The 19759-nt window shown below is 59.7% G+C and carries 17 protein-coding genes, 1 riboswitch and 1 other annotated feature; of the genes, 4 read left to right on the plus strand and 13 right to left on the minus strand.

Annotation, left to right across the window (positions count from 1 at the left end; genetic code table 11):
* Positions 1-384 precede the first annotated feature (384 nt).
* Complete coding sequence (locus tag H7B90_RS31460; RefSeq protein WP_185139865.1) at positions 385-1239, plus strand: manganese catalase family protein; 855 nt, start codon at positions 385-387, stop codon at positions 1237-1239.
* A 72-nt stretch (positions 1240-1311) separates the two neighbouring features.
* Here the strand turns inward: H7B90_RS31460 and H7B90_RS31465 are convergent, their stop codons facing one another.
* Entirely contained in the window at positions 1312-1830 is a 519-nt protein-coding gene (locus tag H7B90_RS31465) for a DUF3231 family protein (protein WP_185139866.1), read from the minus strand.
* Between the two features lie 224 nt (positions 1831-2054).
* Between H7B90_RS31465 and H7B90_RS31470 the strand changes: the two genes are divergently transcribed.
* Positions 2055-3470, plus strand: coding sequence for an amino acid permease (locus tag H7B90_RS31470; RefSeq protein WP_185139867.1), 1416 nt, complete (start codon positions 2055-2057; stop codon positions 3468-3470).
* On the opposite strand, the gene H7B90_RS31475 is transcribed toward H7B90_RS31470, so the two are convergent.
* The 3 genes from H7B90_RS31475 to selD all read right to left on the minus strand — a co-directional run bounded on the left by H7B90_RS31475 (position 3366) and on the right by selD (position 6232).
* Entirely contained in the window at positions 3366-3992 is a 627-nt protein-coding gene (locus tag H7B90_RS31475; RefSeq protein WP_185139868.1) for a LysE family transporter, read from the minus strand. The two genes, H7B90_RS31470 and H7B90_RS31475, sit on opposite strands and share 105 nt — an antisense overlap.
* A gap of 98 nt (positions 3993-4090) precedes the next feature.
* Entirely contained in the window at positions 4091-5149 is a 1059-nt protein-coding gene (gene mnmH, locus H7B90_RS31480) for a tRNA 2-selenouridine(34) synthase MnmH (protein ID WP_185139869.1), read from the minus strand.
* Positions 5150-5173: 24 nt separating this feature from the next.
* Positions 5174-6232, minus strand: a complete 1059-nt coding sequence (selD, locus tag H7B90_RS31485) for a selenide, water dikinase SelD (RefSeq protein ID WP_373315996.1) — start codon at positions 6230-6232, stop codon at positions 5174-5176.
* Positions 6233-6398: 166 nt separating this feature from the next.
* Here selD and H7B90_RS31490 point away from each other — a divergent pair, with 166 nt between their 5' ends.
* Positions 6399-7469, plus strand: coding sequence for a permease (locus H7B90_RS31490; protein WP_185139871.1), 1071 nt, complete (start codon positions 6399-6401; stop codon positions 7467-7469).
* 86 nt (positions 7470-7555) lie between these two features.
* Here H7B90_RS31490 and H7B90_RS31495 read toward each other — a convergent pair whose 3' ends face one another.
* The 7 genes from H7B90_RS31495 to H7B90_RS31525 form a co-directional block, all read right to left on the minus strand.
* Positions 7556-9088, minus strand: a complete 1533-nt coding sequence (locus tag H7B90_RS31495) for a 2-isopropylmalate synthase (protein ID WP_185139872.1) — start codon at positions 9086-9088, stop codon at positions 7556-7558.
* A 115-nt stretch (positions 9089-9203) separates the two neighbouring features.
* Positions 9204-9433: a binding site (T-box leader), on the minus strand.
* Between the two features lie 423 nt (positions 9434-9856).
* Positions 9857-11845 carry a substrate-binding and GGDEF domain-containing protein gene (locus H7B90_RS31500; RefSeq protein WP_185139873.1) on the minus strand — a complete coding sequence of 663 codons (1989 nt, stop codon included), beginning with the start codon at positions 11843-11845 and terminating at the stop codon, positions 9857-9859.
* Between the two features lie 109 nt (positions 11846-11954).
* Positions 11955-12920: a class 1b ribonucleoside-diphosphate reductase subunit beta gene (gene nrdF / locus H7B90_RS31505; protein WP_185139874.1), complete on the minus strand. Its 966-nt coding sequence runs from the start codon at positions 12918-12920 to the stop codon at positions 11955-11957.
* Between the two features lie 37 nt (positions 12921-12957).
* Complete coding sequence (nrdE, locus tag H7B90_RS31510) at positions 12958-15042, minus strand: class 1b ribonucleoside-diphosphate reductase subunit alpha (protein ID WP_185139875.1); 2085 nt, start codon at positions 15040-15042, stop codon at positions 12958-12960.
* Entirely contained in the window at positions 15029-15388 is a 360-nt protein-coding gene (nrdI, locus tag H7B90_RS31515; RefSeq protein ID WP_185139876.1) for a class Ib ribonucleoside-diphosphate reductase assembly flavoprotein NrdI, read from the minus strand. Before nrdI ends, nrdE begins: the two co-directional genes overlap by 14 nt.
* A gap of 146 nt (positions 15389-15534) precedes the next feature.
* A riboswitch (cobalamin riboswitch) is annotated at positions 15535-15738 on the minus strand.
* 164 nt (positions 15739-15902) lie between these two features.
* Positions 15903-16778, minus strand: a complete 876-nt coding sequence (locus H7B90_RS31520; RefSeq protein WP_185139877.1) for a hypothetical protein — start codon at positions 16776-16778, stop codon at positions 15903-15905.
* A gap of 48 nt (positions 16779-16826) precedes the next feature.
* Positions 16827-17141: an MTH1187 family thiamine-binding protein gene (locus H7B90_RS31525; RefSeq protein ID WP_185139878.1), complete on the minus strand. Its 315-nt coding sequence runs from the start codon at positions 17139-17141 to the stop codon at positions 16827-16829.
* A 317-nt stretch (positions 17142-17458) separates the two neighbouring features.
* On the opposite strand from H7B90_RS31525, the gene xerS reads away from it, so the two are divergent.
* Positions 17459-18544, plus strand: coding sequence for a tyrosine recombinase XerS (xerS, locus tag H7B90_RS31530; protein WP_185139879.1), 1086 nt, complete (start codon positions 17459-17461; stop codon positions 18542-18544).
* Here the strand turns inward: xerS and H7B90_RS31535 are convergent.
* Together H7B90_RS31535 and H7B90_RS31540 are read right to left on the minus strand one after the other, a co-directional pair.
* A complete protein-coding gene (locus tag H7B90_RS31535) occupies positions 18526-18933 on the minus strand; it encodes an MmcQ/YjbR family DNA-binding protein (protein ID WP_185139880.1) in 408 nt (135 codons plus the stop codon). The two genes, xerS and H7B90_RS31535, sit on opposite strands and share 19 nt — an antisense overlap.
* 46 nt (positions 18934-18979) lie before the next feature.
* Positions 18980-19759, minus strand: a 780-nt coding sequence (locus tag H7B90_RS31540; RefSeq protein WP_185139881.1) for a phosphotransferase enzyme family protein, incomplete at its 5' end; no start/stop codon positions are given.

The raw sequence follows: 19759 nt of genomic DNA on the forward strand, positions 1-19759 counted from the left end.
TTCAGTTTTCAAGGAACAAGTGCGTTTCTTTGTTGCTTTTTATCTCCCAGCCGTTTTGCGGCCGGAAAAAGAATATATCACGTATGCTCGCTAACTTGCAACTGTTTGTTGTTTCCAGTTCCGTCAAGACCGCCTCGCGGCTCCTCTCGACGTTAGCAAGCCCGTCCGCCAAGCGCTGTCGTTCAGCGGCAGGAGTTATAGAATACACCCTGCGAGTTCCGTTAGCAACCGGTAATATTCGCCACCGTCCCGCTCCACGCTCTCTACCCGCTCCACCGATCTACCCGCTCCGTAGGCCGAATACGCCGAGTACGGAATATCCCTCGAAGATTGGGACAGGGTAACGAAGAATCCATTTCCTTCGAGAGGACGTGCCAGCCCCAAATGTACTATTACAAAGAAGAGTTGATCAACGTCATCGAATTGGACGAACCGGACCCGTCGGCAGCCAAAGTGCTGCAGGAGACGCTCGGCGGACAATTCGGCGAGATGCGGACGATGATGCAGTACTTCTTCCAAAGCTCGAATTTCCGCGGCAAGGAGAAGCCGTTCCGCGACCTGCTGCGAGGCGTATTCCTGGAGGAGATCGCCCATGTGGAGCTCGTTCAGAGCACGATCAATCAGCTCCTGAACGGAGCCGGACTATCCGATCCCGGCAACGCGGGCGCGGACGCGGCGCCGATCGACGAAGCGATCAAGCACGCGAATCCGCACCACTTCATCATGGGGGCCAAGAGCTCCCTGCCGGTGGATGCCGCGGGCAACCCGTGGAACGGATCTTGGGTTTATAACCATGGGAATTTGATCGCCGACATGCTGAACAATGTCATCCTGGAATCGACCGGAGTTCTGCAGAAGACGAGAATCTACGAGATGAGCTCCAACCGGGCGTTCCGCGAGACGCTTGCCTTCCTGATCGTTCGGGACAACGCTCATCAGAACGCCTTCGCCAAGGCTCTCGAGAAGCTTGGAGTCGACTGGGCGAAGCTGTTCCCCGTCCCCAACTACGACATCAACAAATACCCGGAGTGCCGCAAATACGTCGATCTCGGCTATCACAACGCCCAGTTCAATTTCCGGCTCGACCCGACGCGAATCCACGAGATCTTCCAAGGCGAGAGTCCGAGCCGCAACGGCGGGCTCTTGGCGGTCACGGAGCCTCCCCAGGGATTCCCGGTACCGCAGTTGCCCGACATGCCTAACGAACATAGCCCGGGATTATACGACACTTCCCATTGAAGACCGGACATACGCTTGTTCCACAAAAAAAGCAAAGGCGGCAGGAACGTTCCTGCCGCCTCTTCTCGACCGCTACGAATGTACCGGTTCGGGCCTCTTGATCTGCAGGGGAGGCGGAACGAGCCACCCCTTCTCCTTGCTAAGCCGAAGAATGCGCAGTCCCATGGCGGCCTTGGTCGCATGATATTTGGCGAACAGAGCGGCTACGTCTTCGCGTATGCTCATTCCCATCACCTGGCTGCAGGCGACCAGCCCGGCTGCCATGTCGGCGGCCAGCATCGGGGCGATCTCGGCGTCGCCGAAGCGAGCTCCGACCGGGATATCCTCCAACTTGGCTTCCGGGCGGTCCGGGAACCCCGGATGGGGAACGATTCCGTTGGCGTTCAGAATTCGGCCGCATTCGCTGACTTCCAATTCCGCTTGGTCGATCCCGTCGGCGAGAAGCTTCTTCAGATCCTTGTCGCCGGCATGATACCGAAGCGCCCGGTAAGCGGAGATACACCCGTTGGCCACCATGGAGAATTGCCAGATCGCATAGACTTCACCGTAATGCAAAGGCTCGTTTTTCGGATTGCCGTCCAAAATTCCCATATCTCACGCTCCATAGATCCGTCGTTAGTAACCGAAATTAATGTATCTCCGCGGTTGAACGCCTATCCGCCCCATTTCATTCAAGGGAGGACGAATTTCGGCGTCGGCGCCCGATTTTTCCATCGAATAAGACGAATGGCGGCCCGGATAAGCTAACGAAGCTTCGGAGGGCATCGGAAGAGCACGATCGGACAGGCAATCGGATTCGGAAAGGCGGTTAACCAGTGGCTCGCGGAACTTCAGAAGACAAGAAGCTCAAGTGGTGGCAGCTATCGCTGCTGGGCGTAGCCTTTACGATCGGCACGGGCTTCTTCCTCGGCTCCCACCTGGCCATCGAGATCGGCGGTCCGGCCGTCGTCGGAGCGTATGCGATCGCCGCCGTGGCGGCGTACTTGGTATTCGACAGACTGGCGCAGATGACGGCGAGCGAACCGTTGGAGGGCTCGTTCCGATCCTACGCCAAGAAGGCTTACGGCCGCTGGGCCGGCTTCGGCAGCGGCTGGGTCTATTGGTCGTCCGAGCTTCTCATCGTCGGAAGCCAGCTGACCGCCTTATCCCTGTTCTCCCGCTTCTGGTTCCCCCAAATTCCGATGTGGGCGTTCGCGATCGGCTATGGCGCGCTCGGCTTGCTCATCGTCGTCGCAGGAACGCGCGGGTTCGAACGGTTGGAGACCGGATTCGCGGTTCTGAAGATCGCCGCGATCTTCCTGTTCATCGTCTTGGCGGCGTTGGTTCTGTTCGGCGTGTTCAAGACGGCCGCCCATGGACCGGCCATACCCAAGCGGTGGCTGCCTTCGGGTTGGACCGGGTTATGGGCCGCCCTCATCTTCGCGTTCTACGGCTATGGCGGCTTGGAAGCGCTCGGACTGATGGCGACGAGGCTGGAGAAGCCGGAACAGGCGCCGAGATCGGGAAGGGTCATGCTGTTCGCCCTGGGCTCCGTCTATGTATTGTCCATCGGCCTGGTGCTGCTGCTGGAGCCCTGGACCTCCTATCGGGCGAAGGAGAGCCCGTTCGTCGTGGCGCTCGCGGACTATCGGCTCGTCTTCGTCCCGCATCTGTTCAACGCCGTTCTCGTAATCGCCGGCTTCTCGACGATGACGGCCTCGCTGTTCGCGGTGACGAAGATGCTCGTCACGCTGTCCTCGGAGAAGGACGCCCCTCCCTTGTTCGCCGCCCGGCGCGGCGGCGGGGAAGGCAAGCCTTGGGCGGCCATCGGGCTTACGGCCGCGGGCGTGGCGGCGTCGGTTCTGTTCGCTTTTCTCCTGCCCGATACCGTCTATGAATACGTAACGACCGCGGCCGGTCTTATGCTGCTGTACAACTGGCTGTTCATCCTGCTCGCTTCCGGACGCTTGCTGAAGCCGAACGCCTGGGAGCGGATCAAGAGCGGTCTGGGCATGGCATTGATCGTCCTGGCGGTGAGCGGGACGTGGTTCCACCCCGTCAGCCGTCCCGGCTTCTTCATCAGTCTCGGCTTCGTCGCCGTCATCGGGGCGGTAACCCTCGTCATGCGCCGATTGTGGAGCCGCCGGTCAACCGAACAGAACGCGATACGCTTCCCAGCCGAAATAAAGGCCGAAGCCGATCAGAGACAAGCCGGATACGACCGATATTCCGGCAAGGAGCCGGCTCGTTAGCATCCGGCGGAAGGCGCTCGCGGTCAATGCCATGAACAGGTCCCAGAGCAGGATTCCGGCCATGATCGTCGAGCTGTACACCATCACTTCCAGCGCTTCGTACCGGGCGATCATATCGGCGAGAACGGAGCCGTAGATGCCGAGCCAGAACAAGACCGACATCGGATTGGAGATCGACATGAGGAAGCCGGCCGCGAACGTTCGGAACAGAGACTCGTCGCCGCCCCGCTGTCCTCCTTGAGTCTTGCCCGCTCCGATAAGCGTCTCGACTCCGACGTAAGTCAGCACGAAGAAGCCGAACAGCCAGAGGAACGTCCGCATGAACGGCCGGTCCAGGAAGTGAATGACGCCGAAATAAACGAGCAGCATGAAGATCGCGTCGGCCAGCATGGCGCCTAGGCCGATAAACCAGGCATGCAGGAAGCCGTGCCGGATTCCCCTGTCCATCTGGGCGGCGTTGATCGGACCGATCGGAGCGGCGAGAGACAACCCTAGAAAAAAATGGCTGATAAACGCGTTCAAGCCGAAGCCCCTCCCTACCGTGTACTTGTACATGGTATGAAGGAACTTCGGCTTGTACGACTTTTTAATGAGGAAAAGCGGGGGCCGGACTGACGCCGTCAGGAACGGATCAAGCTCGCCCGCTCCCGCAGCGTCGCTTCGATCCGGTCATAGGCTTCGTCTAGAGAGGAAGCCCGGATGAGGGTCTGCCCGTCGAAGTCTCCCGCTTCCCGTTCGAACTGGCCCGAAGATCGCGTATACAGCGGATCGTAATAGGATGTCAGAAGAAGCTCGACCGCCCGGTCGTAGCGCTCCGTCTTCAGACACGTGTCGATCTCGGAGGCGATCGGGGTATGGATCCTAGAACGGATGTGGCGGAACGCCTGCCGGCATTCCTCCGCATGCCGCCAAGGCTCGTAATCCTCCAAAATATGGCGAACCCGAACGTCGACCGGGAGTTCTATCGTAATTTGATGCCCCTTCGAGCGCTTGGCGATGAGCAGGTCCGGTATCGCGACTTTGCCGATGCGCTTGCTCTCCGCTTCGAACAGCACGTAAGGGCGTTCGTTATAGGCGATCAATTCCTCGATGAGCAGCGAGTCGAACGTCTTCTGGTTGCGCGCTATCGTTCCGATCTCGCCGAATACGGAGCCGCGGTGGCCTGCCATGCCTTCCAGATCCAGCACGGGATGCCCGGCCTGCTTCAATCGGCGAAGAAGGGCCGTCTTCCCGCTTCCCGTATGCCCCTGGATAACGTAAGCGTACGGCTTGAACGTCATCGTCCCGAGCTTCTCGACGACCCATTGCCGGTAAGCGCGATAGCCGCCCGTCAGCCGATACGAAGAGATGCCCATCAGCGACAGCACGGTCGCGGTCGTCCGGCTTCTCATGCCGCCTCGCCAGCAGAACACGGCTTTGTTCCCGGGAATCTCGGCGAATTGCTTCACGAACCGGGGAAGCTTGGCGGAGACGATCTCGAGCCCGCGGTCCTTGGCCGCCTGAACGCCGACCTGCTTGTAGATCGTGCCGATCTCGGCCCGTTCCTCATTATCGAACAGAGGGATGTTCAAGCTGCCCGGAATGGTGGCCTCCTCGAACTCTCCCGGCGACCGAACGTCGATCACGGTCAACCCGCCCCGTCTCTCGAGGCACTCTTCCCATGATACGTCTTTAAACATGATGTCAACCTTCTTCGCGTTCTATTAGAGGACTTGAATGCGTCCCGCCTCTTCGCCGACGACTTCGCCGATCAGGCTCGCTTCGACGCCGGCTTGAACCAGCTCGTCCAGCAGCCGTTCCGATTGCTCGGACGCGACGGAGATGAGCAGCCCGCCGGATGTGACGGCGTCGCACAGAATCCAGCGATCGATCGCGTCCATCGATTCCGGGAACGTTACGTCCGCTTGCACGTGCTCGTGGTTTTTCTTCGTGCCGCCGGGTACGTTGCCGGCTTCGGCCAACTCGCGAATCCGGGGCAGCTTCGGAACCCGGGCGCCGTCGATGCGGATGCCGACGCCGCTGCCTTTGGCCATCTCGAGCGCATGGCCGATCAGGCCGAAGCCCGTCACGTCGGTGCAGGCATGGACGTCGTAGGGGCTCATGACTTCGGCGGCCGTCTTGTTGAGCGTGGACATGACGGCGGTCACGCGGGCGATCTCGGCTTCGCTCAAGAGATCCTTCTTGATCGAAGTCGTCAGGATGCCGACGCCGATCGGCTTCGTCAGGATGAGCTTGTCCCCCGCCTTGGCGCCCGCGTTCGTCCGGATCCGGTCCGGATGAATGAGCCCGGTCACCGCCAAGCCGAACTTCGGCTCCTTATCGTCGATGGAATGGCCGCCGACGAGCGTGGCTCCCGCTTCTTGCACCTTGTCTCCCGCGCCTCGCAGAATCTCGGCCAGCACGCTCTTATCCAACGTCGAGATCGGGAAGGCTACGATATTTAATACCGTTAAAGGCTTGCCTCCCATAGCGTAAATGTCGCTGATGGCGTTGGCCGCGGCGATCTGCCCGAAGGAGTAAGGATCGTCCACGATCGGGGTGAAGAAGTCCACGGTCTGGACGAGGGCCAGCTCGTCGCTTAGCCGGTAGACGCCGGCGTCGTCGCTCGTCTCGATGCCGACGAGCAGATTCGGATCGGTCTCCCGGCGCGGCAGGCTGCGGATGACCTGGGACAGATCGCCCGGCCCGATTTTGCACCCGCACCCTCCCTTGCTCGACAGAGAAGTCAACTTAACGATATCGTTCGCGCTCAAAACTATCATTCCTCTCCTATGAACGTTGGCGATGGACGCCCCGAACTCTACGTATCCATCGTACCCGATCGGCCGAAGCGAACGCAATGCCAACCATCTCCGTTCACCGAAGAGACCGAATTATGCTATAATCCAGTTTGGTCAACGGACAACGGTCCAATACAGGAGGTTCCAAATGACAACGAATACCCCTCTGCCGCATGCGCCGGCCGCCGCGCGATCTTCCAGGGGCAGAGCGGTCGCGCTGGCCGCCGTCTTCCTGATCGTAACCCTGGCCGGGCTGATGTACGTCAAGTGGTGGCCTTATTATCATAAAGCGGCGAACGCCGCCGACACCCATTCGATCGGATCCTCCATCCTCGGGGGAGCCTCTTCCGAATCTCTGTCGGATATTGCGCGTTCGGCTTACGATTACAGCATCGCTTACTTCAGGTCGGTATGGAAGGCCGCCGTTCTCGGCTTGGTCGTCTCTTCGATGATTCAAGCCTTGCTGCCCGCGAACTGGCTGGCGAAGGCGTTCGGCCAGGCGTCGGCCCGAAGCACGCTGATCGGCGGAGCCGCTTCCTTGCCCGGCATGATGTGCAGCTGCTGCGCCGCTCCGATCGCGGTCGGGATGCGCAAGCGGCAAGCATCCATCGGGGCGAGCCTCGCCTTCTGGATCGGGAATCCGACGCTGAACCCGGCGACGCTCGTCTTCATGACGTTCGTGCTGTCGTGGAAGTTCACCGTTCTCCGCCTCGTCTTCGGTCTGATCCTGACGTTCGGGATCAGCTACCTGGCGGAGCGGTTCGCCGATCGCGGCAAGCTCGGCGATCTGCCGAACAGATTCGCGATCCCGGAAGAACCGGCGAACCGGGCGCCGCTCGCCCTTCGCTGGCTGAAGAGCCTCGCCCTGCTGTTCCTCGGAATCGCGCCGATCTACGCGGTCTCCGTCTTCCTGGCCGGCTGCCTTCAGAGCTTCATGCTGCCCGCCTGGGCATCCGAGGGAATCGTCGCGATCGTGCTGTTCGCCGTCATCGGCACGCTGTTCGTCATTCCGACGGCGGCCGAGATTCCGATCGCGCAGTCGCTCCTCTCCGTCGGAACGGGACCGGCCGCGGCGCTGCTTCTGACGCTGCCCGGCGTCAGTCTGCCGTCTCTGCTGATCGTGTCCCGCTCGTTCCCGAAGCGGGTGCTTCTGTTCGTCACGCTCTCGGTTATGGCGCTGGGCGTTCTGTGCGGCATCGCCGGTTCTCTCTGGCTGTGACCAGGGCTGCCGGCCTCGCAGCCCAAAGGGGACTATTCGTCGAATCGCTCGACGGATAGTCCCCTTTTTTTTCAACTCCTAAACGATCAACCTTCGCTTGCGGAATCCAGCACGGCGGCGTTGATGCCGTTCAAGAACGCCAGAGCGCTCGCCTTAATGATATCCGTGTCCATCGCCCGACCGGAATACGTCCTCCCTTGATGCTCGAGGCGGATGTTCACCCGGCCGATCGCTTCCTTGCCCCTAGACAGGCTGTTGATCTTGTAATCCTTCAGCTCCACGTCGAGTCCGGTCAGCGACTTGATGACGCTATAGAGAGCGTCGATCGGGCCGTCTCCGACCGAGCTGTCCTTGAACGTCTCCCCGCCCTTGCGCAGCTTGACGGTAGCCGTCGGGTACAGATCGTTGGTGACGACCTGGAACGACTCCAGCTCGTACAAGCTTCCGTTCGGCTCGAGCTTGCGATGCTGGGTGACCAGGTAGAACACGTCGTGGTCGTACACTTCCTTCTTCGCGTCGGCCAGTTCCAGGAACTTCGCGAACAGACGTTCGAAGTCCTCGGGATCGCCCGCTTCGAAGCCCATCTTCTCGACGGCGTTCTTGAACGCGTGCCGGCCGGAGCGGGCCGTCAGGATGAGCTCCATGCTCTCCGCCCCGATCTCCTCGGGCGACATGATCTCGTATACCTGCTTATCCTTCAGCAAACCGTCCTGGTGGATGCCCGACGAATGGGCGAACGCGTTCTCTCCGGTGATCGCCTTGTTCACCTGCACGTCCAGGCCGGTCAAGTGGGTCAGCAGCTTGGAGGTTCTTAAGATCTCCGTCGTCTTGACGTTCGTCGAGCAGCCGAAGTAGTTCTCCCGAACCTTCAGCGCCATGACGACTTCTTCGAGCGAAGTATTGCCGGCCCGCTCTCCGAGGCCGTTGATCGTGCACTCCACCTTGTCGGCGCCGTTCTTGATCGCGCTGATCGTGTTCGCGGTGGCCAAGCCCAAGTCGTTGTGGCAGTGCACGCTCAGGATGACGTCCGGATTCAGATTTTTCAGCCGGTCGTTGATCTTGCGGATCAGCTCCCCGAATTCCTCCGGAACGGCGTAGCCGACCGTGTCGGGCACGTTGATCATCGTCGCTCCGGCCTTGACGACGGCTTCGATCGTCTGCCACAAATATTCGAATTCGGAGCGCGAAGCGTCCTCCGTCGAATATTGCACGTGGGGGAGCAAAGCGCGGGCATACTTGACCGCGTCGACCCCCATCTGCATGACCGCTTCCTTCGAGCGGCTGAACTTCTTCTCGACGTGAATGTTCGAGGTGCCGAGGACGATATGGATGAACGGATCGTTGGCCAGCTTGATGCTCTCGTACACCGCGTCGATGTCGCTTTTGACCGCGCGGGCAAGGGCGGTAACCGAGACCGCGTCGCCCACCGTGCGGACGATCTCTTGCACCGCCTGGAAGTCGCCGGCCGAAGAGGCCGGGAATCCCGCTTCGATGATATCTACGTTAAGCCGCTTGAGCTGCTGGGCGAATTCGACCTTCTGTCGAACGTTCAATTTGGCGCCCGGCACCTGTTCTCCGTCGCGCAGCGTCGTGTCCAATACGATAATGTTGCGATTCATGGGGGTTCCTCCTCGTCGTGCGATTAGGCGAATCGGGGGCGGTCGTGCCGCCTGTATATGTGAAGCGGGGCTGGCCAAACCCGGACTTTGACCAACAAAAAAACCCCGTCTCTACGATAGAGACGAGGTTTAACCCGCGGTACCACTCTAATTCATTTCATCCGAAATGAGCTCATTCGATGGCCAACACCATCTATCCCTGTAACGGTGGAATTCCGTCTTACCCTACATTGTCGGGCAGCTGTTCATAGACGAGTTCGAACGGATCGACGCTGCCGTTTCGCACCACCCAACGGCTCTCTGGAAGGTCGGTTCCCTTCTACTATTTCTAATCGCGACATTTGAATATTTGGTTTGAACCCATTCTAGGAGCTGAGGATTTATTTGTCAAGCGATGTTCGAAAAAAAAAGTCGTTCGCCTGAACGGCCTAGTCCGTCCTGCAGCCTCTGCGGCTAGAATGCCCCGTCATCTCGTTTCTATCCGGAACGAACCCCCGCTCCGCCCCCATCCGTCGATGCCGAGCGCTCCCTAAAGATAATATACATAACATTATTTATGTAATCTTAAAATTATACATTTAGTCTCATTAACTATTCGAATGGATTATTTTCTGCATTTGATTACATAATTTATTTTATGTATATTTGAACGCATCCGGCGATCTGCCAATGGTCGGGACGTAGAAAAACGGCTGCGGAATCCGTTGAATCGGACTCTACAGCCGTTTTTCTTTTTTTTCATTCGAACTCGCGGACTATAATCCATTCTCAAGAATACAAGCTGAACCTTTGACGGGACGCCTTCGACCGGTACATCGCGCTGTCGGCGTACTGGACAAGCGTTCTCGGATCGGCCGAATCCGCCGGATAGCGGCTGATGCCGATGCTCGCGCCGATGACGACCGGTCTCCCCTGAATGTCGAACGGCTCCCGCAGGGCGCCGATGATCGTCTCCGACAACCGCTTCAGCTCGTCCTCCCCGACGAGGTTCAGAATCGCCGTGAATTCGTCTCCGCCGAGCCGGAAGACGGCCGATCGGGGCGGGATAGCGCTGTTCAAGCCGTCGGGCACGATCGCGCGGCCATCAAGAACGCCGGAGATGCGGTCGGCGATCGCGACGAGCAGCAGGTCTCCCGCCTCATGGCCGTATCGGTCGCTAACCGGCTTGAAGCCGTCCAGATCCATATAGAGGAGCGAGAACGGACTCCCCTTCCCCACTTCGAGAGCCAGAATCTCCTGGAAGGACGAGCGGTTGTACAGGTTCGTCAGAGGATCGAACTGCGCCAGCTGGGACAGGCGAATCTCGTTGCCGTTCTTCTGCTCGATCTCCGCCTCCAGCCGGGCGATCAGATCGATCGAATTCATCGCCGTCCCCATATGGCTCGCCAGCGACAGATAATTGCGGATATCCAGGATGGACGCCTCGATAAGCATGAACCCATAGTGCTCGTCGGCGACGTGCAGCAGCTCGGCCGCGTACGTGAACCGGCGGTTCCGCGGGAAGAGAGAGCTCCTCTTCCTCTCCTCGAACGTGACGGGCTTCGGATAGGCGATGCGCAGCTCGTCGATCGTCTCGAACGCCAGCAGGCAATCCCCGAAGCTGCGGCTTCCGGGCGAATAGCGGAATACCGAGCAGTTGGCGATGTTCAGCTTCTCCAGGCCGGCCGCCAGAACGTGAAGCAGGCTGGGGCTCTTGTAAGAGGTCATGATCATCTGGTTGATCTCTTCCATGAGCCTCTGGTAGTAATCCTTCTCCTCGTTCTGCTTCGCCAGCTCGAAGATCTCCCGTTCGTATTCCTCGAGACTCCGGCTGAGCTGGCAGCCGCACGATTCCCGGTATTCGATTCGTCCCGCCACCGAATGGATGCCAGGCTTAACGCCCGTCCGAATCCATTCCAGGAGCCGCTCCGTTCCCGAATCCGCCAGCTCGCGGATCGGGAAGTAGATGCTCGTAATGCTCGGAGAGACGTAGCGAGTCCGCTGCCCGTCCTCGTAGGAGCAGATCGCGATATCGTCCGGTATCCGGATGCCTCTCGCCTTGAGCAGCATCTGAACGGTGTAGGCTTCCTCCATCGTCATCGCGATGACGACGTCCGGAGCCGCCTTCCGTTCGTCGAGCAGAATCGAGACGGCCCGCTGCGCCCGGTCGTACATGTTCAGCCCCTTCAATTCCGATTCGCCGACGTACAGATTCGGATCGAAGAGACCGTGCTTTTCCAGCGTCCGCTTGTAGATGTCGTTCCGTCCGTCGTACGACCAAGGACAGATGTAGCCGATCCGCCGGTATCCGTGCCCCTTGATCAGATGGAGCAGCAGCTTTCGCAAGTAGTAGCCGCCGTGCATGAAGTTGCTGGGCAACCCTTCCAACCGCTTGCCGATGCTGAACATCGGGATCCGAATGGTCCTCTTCAGCCGTTCCAAGTATTCGCCTTGGACGGGGATGGTCCAACCGAGGAAGATCAATCCGTCCAGCTCGAATTGGCGGATCAGATCGGTGATGACGAGATGTTGGGATTCCACGTTCAGCAGCTCGTTGGCGTTCATATACCCGAAGCGGATGAGATTGGCGTCGCCCCGCTCGCAAGCGTCGGCAACCCCTCGGAACAGGTGCTGAATGCTCTCGTTTTTTAACCAATTATTCTCCGCCAATAAGCCGATCGTCGTCCTTCTCAGATCGATGTGCCTCCTCTGACCGTCGGTGCCCGGCGAATTGTAAGCGCGTTCATGATACGTTCCGGTCCAAGACGGGCCATTCAAAGGGCCGATGCGTCCGCCGCACCGGCTTGAAGAATGGCCAAAAGGCCATGAGCTCCGCCCGGAGGCGTTCATGGCCGTAAAATAAGGGGTGCTGCGCCGGATCGCCGGCTTAGAGGTCGAACTTGAAATCGTCGTCCGTCAGCGGCTCGACATTCAGCGTGCGCACGTAACCGTTCCCCTTCTTGGAGAAAAAGTCGTGCTGCTTCGTCTTCGTGCTGATGCCGTTGAACACGATCGGGTTGACTTCCTCGTCCGGGAAGATCGGCTCGAGTCCGAGGTTCATCATCGCCTTGTTCGCGTTGTAGCGGACGAACGTCTTCACTTCTTCAGCGAGCCCGAGACCGGTATACAGCTCTTCCGTATACTTCATCTCGTTCTGGTGGAGGAATTGCAGCAGGCCTTGAAGCGTCTCGAAGGCGTCCTTCTGCTCGTCCTCGTCCAGCTCCGCGAACACTTCCTGCGCCAGCAGGCCGACGTAGACGCCGTGAATGCTCTCGTCGCGCAGAATAAGATCGATGATCTCGCCGCTGCTCGTCATCTTCCCTTGTCCCGCCAGATAGAGCGGGTAGAAGAAGCCGCTGTAGAACAAGTAGCTCTCGAGCAGAACGGACGCGCCCATCGCCAGGTACAGGTCCTTGCGAGTCTCGATGTTCTTGTAATACTGGGAGATCGTGTCGGCCTTCGTCTGGAGGCACGGATTCTCTTCGACCCAGCGGAACACCGCGTCGATCTCTTCGGTCGTGGCCAGCGTCGTGAAGATGCTGCTGTAGGACTTGGCGTGAATCTGCTCCATCATGCCCATGAAGCCGAGAACCGCCTTGCGCTGCAGGCCGTCCACGTGCTCGAGAATCTTCGGCATGCCGACTCCGCCTTGCACCGTGTCGAGCAGCGTCAAGCCTCCGAGCACCTTCTTGTAGAGCGTGCGCTCTTCGTCGCCGAGCTCCATCCAGGCCATTTTGTCGTCCGACAGGGGGATCTCCTCGTCGGTCCAGAACTGCATGATGTTCTGGCTCCAGAACATATTCGTATAATCGTCGTCCGGACGGTTCCAGTTGACGGCTCTCATTGCGCACATAGGGGGCGCTCTCCTCTCTTCCTTCCGCGTCCGCCCGTTAGACGGCGCAGCTGACGCAGTTCTCGACGGACAGGATGTTCGTCCGCGTGTAGTACAGCGACTTTAATCCCTTCTTCGCCGCGTAGATATAGAATCGGGCCAGTTCCCTCGTCGTTACGTCGCTGTTGACGTGCAGGACGGTCGAGATGCCTTGGTCGACGTGGGCTTGAATCTCCGCGATCAGGTCGATCACTTTGAACTGGTCCATCTGATAGGCCGATTTGTAGTAGAAGAAGTTGTCCCGGCTCAGGAACGGCATCGGGTAATACGTCGTCGAGTTCGCGTACGTGCGCGTCTCGATCGGCTCGACGATCGGCATGACGCTGCTCGTCGCGTTCTGCACGTACGAGATGCTCTGCGTCGGCGCGATGGCCAGACGATAGGCATGATACAGCCCGTGCTCTTGTACGAGAGCCTGCAGCTTCGTCCAATCCTCCGGAGTCGGAATCTCGATTCCTTCGAACAAGGCTTTGACCTTGTCGGTCGCCGGACGATAGTCGGTAGTCTTATACCGTTCGAAGTAAGCGCCGTTCGCGTATTCCGAACGTTCGAAGCCGTCGAACGTCTGCCCCTTCTCGCGGGCGATCTCCATGCTTCTCTCGATCGAATAGTAGTTGACCATCATGAAGAACGTGCGGACGAAGTCGCGGGCTTCCGCGCTCTCGTAAGCGATCTTGTTCTTCGCCAGGAAGCCGTGCAGGTTCATCGCTCCGAGGCCGACCGAATGCAGCTCGGCGTTCGCCTTGGCGACGCCCGGCGCGTTGGCGACCGTCGTCATGTCGCTGACCGCGGTGAGGGCGGTGATGCCTTCGTGCACGGACTCGCGGACCTTGCGCCGCTCCATGACGTTCGCGATGTTCAGCGACGCGAGATTGCAGCTGATGTCGCGGCGGATGATGTCGGCTTCGCCGTAGTCGCCGATCTCGGACGTCTCTTGCAGCTGGAAGATCTCCGTGCACAGGTTCGACATCTTGATCGTGCCGATGCCCTTGAGCGCGTGCTCCTTGTTCGCGTTGGTGCGGTTCATGATGTACGGATAGCCGGATTCCAGCTGGATCGTCGCGATCTTGCTCAGCATGTCGCGGGCGCTGAGAACGACCTTCTTCTTGACGCGGTCGTCGGCGAGCAGCGTCTCGTACATCTCGTCCATATCCATGTCGTCCAGGTGGACGCCGTACGCCTTATGTACCGAGTGCGGACCGAAGACGTGCAGCGGCTCGTTCTTCTCCGCGAGCTCGTAGAACTTGTTCGGAACGATCAGCCCGATGGACAGCGTCTTGAGGCGAGTCTTCTCGTCGGCGTTGATCTTCTTGCTGTCGAGGAATTCCATGACGTCCCAGCCGAAAATGTTGTAATAGCCGGCGCCGGAACCTTTGCGCTGCCCCATCTGGTCGGCGTAGGAGAACGCGTCCTCCATCAGCTTGAGCACGGGCATGATGCCCTTCGCCGCGCCTTCGACGCCCTTGATCGGTTCGCCGCGGCCGCGCAGCTTGGACAGGTTGACGGCGACGCCGCCGCCGATCTTCGACAGCTGCATGCACGTGCCGAGCACGTAGTTGATCGAGTTCAAGGCGTCGTCCATCTCGAGCAGGAAGCAGGACACCATCTCGCCGCGGCGGCTCTTGCCGGCGTTCAGGAACGTCGGGGTCGCGGGCTGCACGCGCTGCTCCATCATCGCGGCCGCCAGCTTCAGCGCCGTCGGCGCGTCGCCGCGTCCGAGATGAAGGGCGACGATGGCCACGCGGTCCGGGTAATGCTCCAGGTAGAGCGACTTGTCGTTGCTCTTGACCGCATAGTCGGTGTAGAACTTCGATGCGGCCATATACGATTGGAAGCGGAAGTCGTAGCTATGGGTGAGGGCGTACACTTCCTCGACTTCCGAAGCGGAATATTTCTCGTAGACGTCTTCGTAGAAGTCCTCGTCGATCATGTAGCGGACCTTCTCGGCCGTGCTGCCGAATTTGAGGCTCTTGCGGTCGACCTCGGCCATGAACGCCTCGACCGCTTCGCGGTCCTTGTCCAATTGGAAGAATCCTTCGGAATCGCGCTGCATCAGCAGGTTATTAAGCTCAATATGACGCAACTGCCTTCACCTCTCTCAGGAATATCTCGACGTCCTTGGTCGTTCCGGACAACTCGAACTTGCTAAGAACGGGTACCCCGTACATTCGGGAGATATGATCCGCGCTCTTCGCGAATCCGTCTCCCCAATTCCGGTTGCCGCTTGCCGATACGCCGACCAGCTTCTCGTGATTGTTCTCCAGGAAGGACAGCACCTTGGGGGGCACCTTGCCGAACCCCGTCGTATAGGTGACGAGAACGAACGGCTCGTCGAGCGTCGTCGTCTCCTCGATCTGAATCGACGGAAGGTCCAGCTTGCGGATGAACCTCTTCACGTTGCCGGTCTTCGAATCGTAAGCAATCAGCATAGTACCGTCTCCTCTCTCTAAATGCTGACAATAAAAGACGCATCCGGCACAATCTGGAAGTGGCGGGCCGAATGCATCCTCGGTATGCGACTGCTCGGGCAGTTCCTCGCTCGGGACGATCCGACGCGCCTATCTTCCGTAGGCGATTATGTCGATCGGAAAAGGCAGGTATCCTGGCTCAGGCGTCGACGCCCCCGTTCCACCTTCCCGGAGCGCTTCGCTCTCCAGTGGTTCCTTCGAACGGGGACTCTTCCTTCACAGTGGCGGGACCGCGCCGGATTCTCGCCGGCTTCCCTATTATGCCTTGCCAGTCTAGCGACGGGCAAGGCGCCGTTTCCAACTATATGTAGTTTGCTTTATCTAATCTATATCAAGATATTGTGAATGTCAACAGAGTATCTTTGATAGAGTTGTCTATGAGTCGAAGGCCCTAATTCCCCTGCCGAACCTTCGTCGGCCGACGCCGGCGTGAATGAAGAGAGAGCGCCTCTCCGGCGCTCTCTCGCAGGCTTCTCTAGCCTCGATCGGTTCCATGGCGAACGACGACCTGAGTCGCCGCCTGTTCGTTCGGCATGATTGAATACCCGATAAATCTCAGTTCGACGAGGTCCCCTTCTCTCAACTTCTCGGCGGAGCTCATCTGTCCGTCCACTAGATATTGAGTGAACTTCATCAGACGGATTCGTTGTCCGCCGACCTCCAGATAGCGGTCGTCCGCGTCGCTCTCGTTCCAATGAAGCTTCTTCACGGTGCCCTTCAGATCGGGTCCGCCGACATCCGCGCTTACTATGTTGAGCTCCAGCCCCGACGTCTGCCCGGGATAGCTGCTCAGCATCAAGCCCTCGCTCCACGCTTCGACCGTATAGCCGATCTTCAGATCCGATAAGGAGACGGCCTCCCCGCTATCCTTCATACGAAGCCGCGCGTCGGAACCGCCGAACGAGTACCATGCCGCGTCCGGCCGCTTGTCCATGCCGATCCTTCGCTCGGAATCGACGATGAGCAGCCGGTCGCCGTCGATGGCCGTGATACGGCCGGTCGTCTCGGGAACGTCGCCCAGTACCCTGCCCTCGATCTCGAGCGGGAATTCGTAGCCGATATGGCCGTAGATCGCATCGCGGATCTTGCGCTTCTCTTCGTCGCCGAACGGAGAGCGATGATCGCCGATCCGATTAAGCTCCAGATGAACGGAGTCCCCGTCGGCAAACGAGCTGAACACCCGGTAGCCAAGCTTCTCCAGCACGGACGGCATCGGCTCTTGGAACATCCGGCTCGACAGCGCGCTTGGATCCGGCGCGCCGTCCGACAGGAAGCCGACCCGCCCGCAGCCGGACGACATCAACAGCGCGATCAGCGCGGTCGCGGCGACGATCCCTCTTATTCGACTCAAGGAAGACTCCCCCTTCGTAATGGAAGCTCTTCCCTCTAGACGATCCGGTTACGGCGAAGGTTTCAGCTTCTCGGCGACGGAGTCCAGCTTCTGCTGCATCGAGCCGATCTTGTCTCTGCGGTCGTCGATCGTGATCGACGTCGAGACCCGGAGCGCCCCGCTCGCGAACGGAACCTCGTGCAGGCGGCGGACGACGGCGAGAAGCTCGTCGAGATCGCCTTCGATGATCGTGCTCATCGGCGTCAGCTGCCACTTCACCTTCTCGGGCGCCTGCTCGAGCGTCCGCTGGACGGCGGCGACGTATTCGCCGACGCTGGGCGTTCCCGTTCCGAGCGGGACGATGGTCACTTGGACGATAGCCATGGCGGCACTCTCCTATGCTTCTTATACTTGGAGGCGCGATTCCAGAGGGTGCGCCCTTCTCCATCATAATCCAAACGCGGCGGCGCCGAAAGGCGAAGCCCGAACGGCATCCCGATGCTCTCCCCTCCATTTATTTTAGATCGTTAACATTTAAATCGGTTAATGCGACAAGAAACGGCAGAACTCTCGTTCGCCTCGTCCTTCTTCCATGTTATACTAATGAATGATTCCGATAATCGGATAATCCATTGATACGACATAATAAAGATTATGTAAACAAATCCTTAAATCTCGCCGACCGAGTGGGTGATAACCAGATGAATCTGCAGAAGAAGAAAGACCGCGAGGAGCTTGACCGCCGCGTGCCCGGCATGCCCTGGTACGTCGAGAAGTTCGTCAACTACAAGCTGCCGGACCTCTCCCCCTCCTCGCTGCTCGAATACGTGCGCGATTACGAAGCGTTCTTCTCGTGGCTGATGGCCGAAGGACTGACCTCGGCCGAACGAATGACCGACATCCCTCTCGTCGATCTCGAGAGGCTTCATATGGACAGCGTGGACAACTTCCGCATGTTCCTCGCCACGCGGACGGAGCACGCCAACAGCCGCACGACGATCTCCCGGAAGCTGTCCTCCCTCCGGTCGCTCTTCCATTACTTGAGCCAGATCGCGGAGGACGAGGAGTTCTATCCGCTGCTGAAGCGCAACGTGATGGCGAAGGTGTCGATCAAGCGGACGCACAAGCCGAAGGACACGGCGGCCAAGCTGGAAGGCAAGCTGCTGCAGGAGGAGGAGATCGCCGAGTTCATCCGCTACATTAAGGAGGACTACGCGCACGACGTGGCGACGAACAAGCAGGCGCTCCGCGCCCACGAGCTGAACCGGATCCGCGACGCCTGCATCGTCAGCTTGATTCTGAACTCGGGCTTGCGGGTGTCCGAGCTCGTCAACCTGAATGTCGACGACCTGGACCTGAAGAAGAAGCTGACCTACGTCTACCGGAAGGGCAAGAACGACGACACGTTCAAGACGCCGGTCTACTTCCGCCAGGACGCCGTCGCCGATCTCGAAGAGTACTTAAGCCAGCGGGAGTTCCGTTACAAGGCGCCCAGACGGGAGAAAGCCCTCTTCCTCGCCGTCGCCAACGGCAAGCAAGAAGGCTCTCGCATGACCAAACGCGCCATCCAGGAGATGGTGATCAAGTACGCCAAGCGGTTCGGCAAGCCGTACCTGTCCGTGCACAAGCTCCGCCACTCGTTCGCGACCGATTATTATCTGCGCAACGACTTGTACAAGACGCAGGAGCAGCTTGGGCACGCCTCGCCCGAGACGACGCAGATCTATGCCCACCTGACGGACAAAACGATGGAGCAGGCGATCGACCGTCAGCGCGCGGACGATTGAACCTGCGCCGCCAGCCGCTTCGGAGCGGCCAGGCAATAGCCTTCCAACGCGACGGAGGCGACTTCTTCCCAAGGAGTCGCCTCTTCCGCGCGCACCGACACCCAGCCGTGCTGGCCGATGTACGGCGTTTTGAAGAAGGCGGTGCCTTCCTGCTGCAGCAGAATCTCCTGCGTCGTCTTGGAAGCCTTAAGCGAGACGTTGCAGGTTCCGTCCTCGTGGTTCTCCCCCATCAGGACGAACGACTTGCCTCTCACCTGGAAGGCCGTATGACCGAACCCGTCGATCTTCTCCTCCGTCTCGGGCAGCCTCGAGCAGATCGCCCGCATCCTCTCAAGCGCTCTCTTGCTGTTCGGGCTCGTCAACTGATGCTCGTTCTCATACTTTCCCATGCCGCTTTCCTCCTTCCATGTCCATAATCCCCAATTCGATCAGGGGTTAGATCAGAGCGGAGCACCAGCGTTCGATAACTCCCCGCTTCTCCCGCAGCGCTTCCAATCCGTTCGCCGCGCTCTCCGCCTGCTCCCGCAGCGTCTCCTCCGGGTCTACGCCGTCCAGCCGCCTTCCGAGGAAGTGGACGAACACGTCCAGCTTCCGCAGGCGGATAAGCAGCGGGATCGCTTCAGCTTCGTCCGCCCCCAGCCGGATCCGTCCGGCGAACCCTTCGAGGAATTCGGGGATCGCGTCTTCCGCTCCGTCCGCGTCGAGCATGCCGGACAGGACGACGGCAGGCTCCATCGCCCGCAGATCCCGGGTGCAGAACTCGAAGTCGAGCACGGCGGCGAGCGAAGCGGGATCTTCGAGCTTGACCAGCAGATTGGAATCGTTGATGTCCCCGTGAATGAGCTGGTGGGGCAGCCGGCGAAGCTTCGGAAGATGGACGCGGAAGTCGCGCAGCGCCTCGTTCAACCGGCGCAGCTGAGAAGCGAGCGGCCGGAAGCCGTCGGGCGGCGACTCGCAGAAGGCCGCGATCTTCTCCGGCGGGCACGAGGCGTGCGCGAGGTCCATCTCGTAATACGGCGGATACGCCGGCTCGAGCCCCGGCCGGACGTCCGCCAGCGCGGCGGACAGCCGGCCGACGGCTTCGCCGACCGCGCGCGCGACGGCCGGCGCCGTGCTGTCGGGCCGGCGCCCTTTCGCGTACGCGAACAGGCAGGCGTACCGTCCGGTGCCGTCGTCCAGCCGGACGAACGTCCGTCCCTCGCGGTCGCGTACCGG

This window comes from Cohnella xylanilytica (assembly GCF_014212175.1).
GTDB lineage: Bacteria > Bacillota > Bacilli > Paenibacillales > Paenibacillaceae > Cohnella > Cohnella xylanilytica.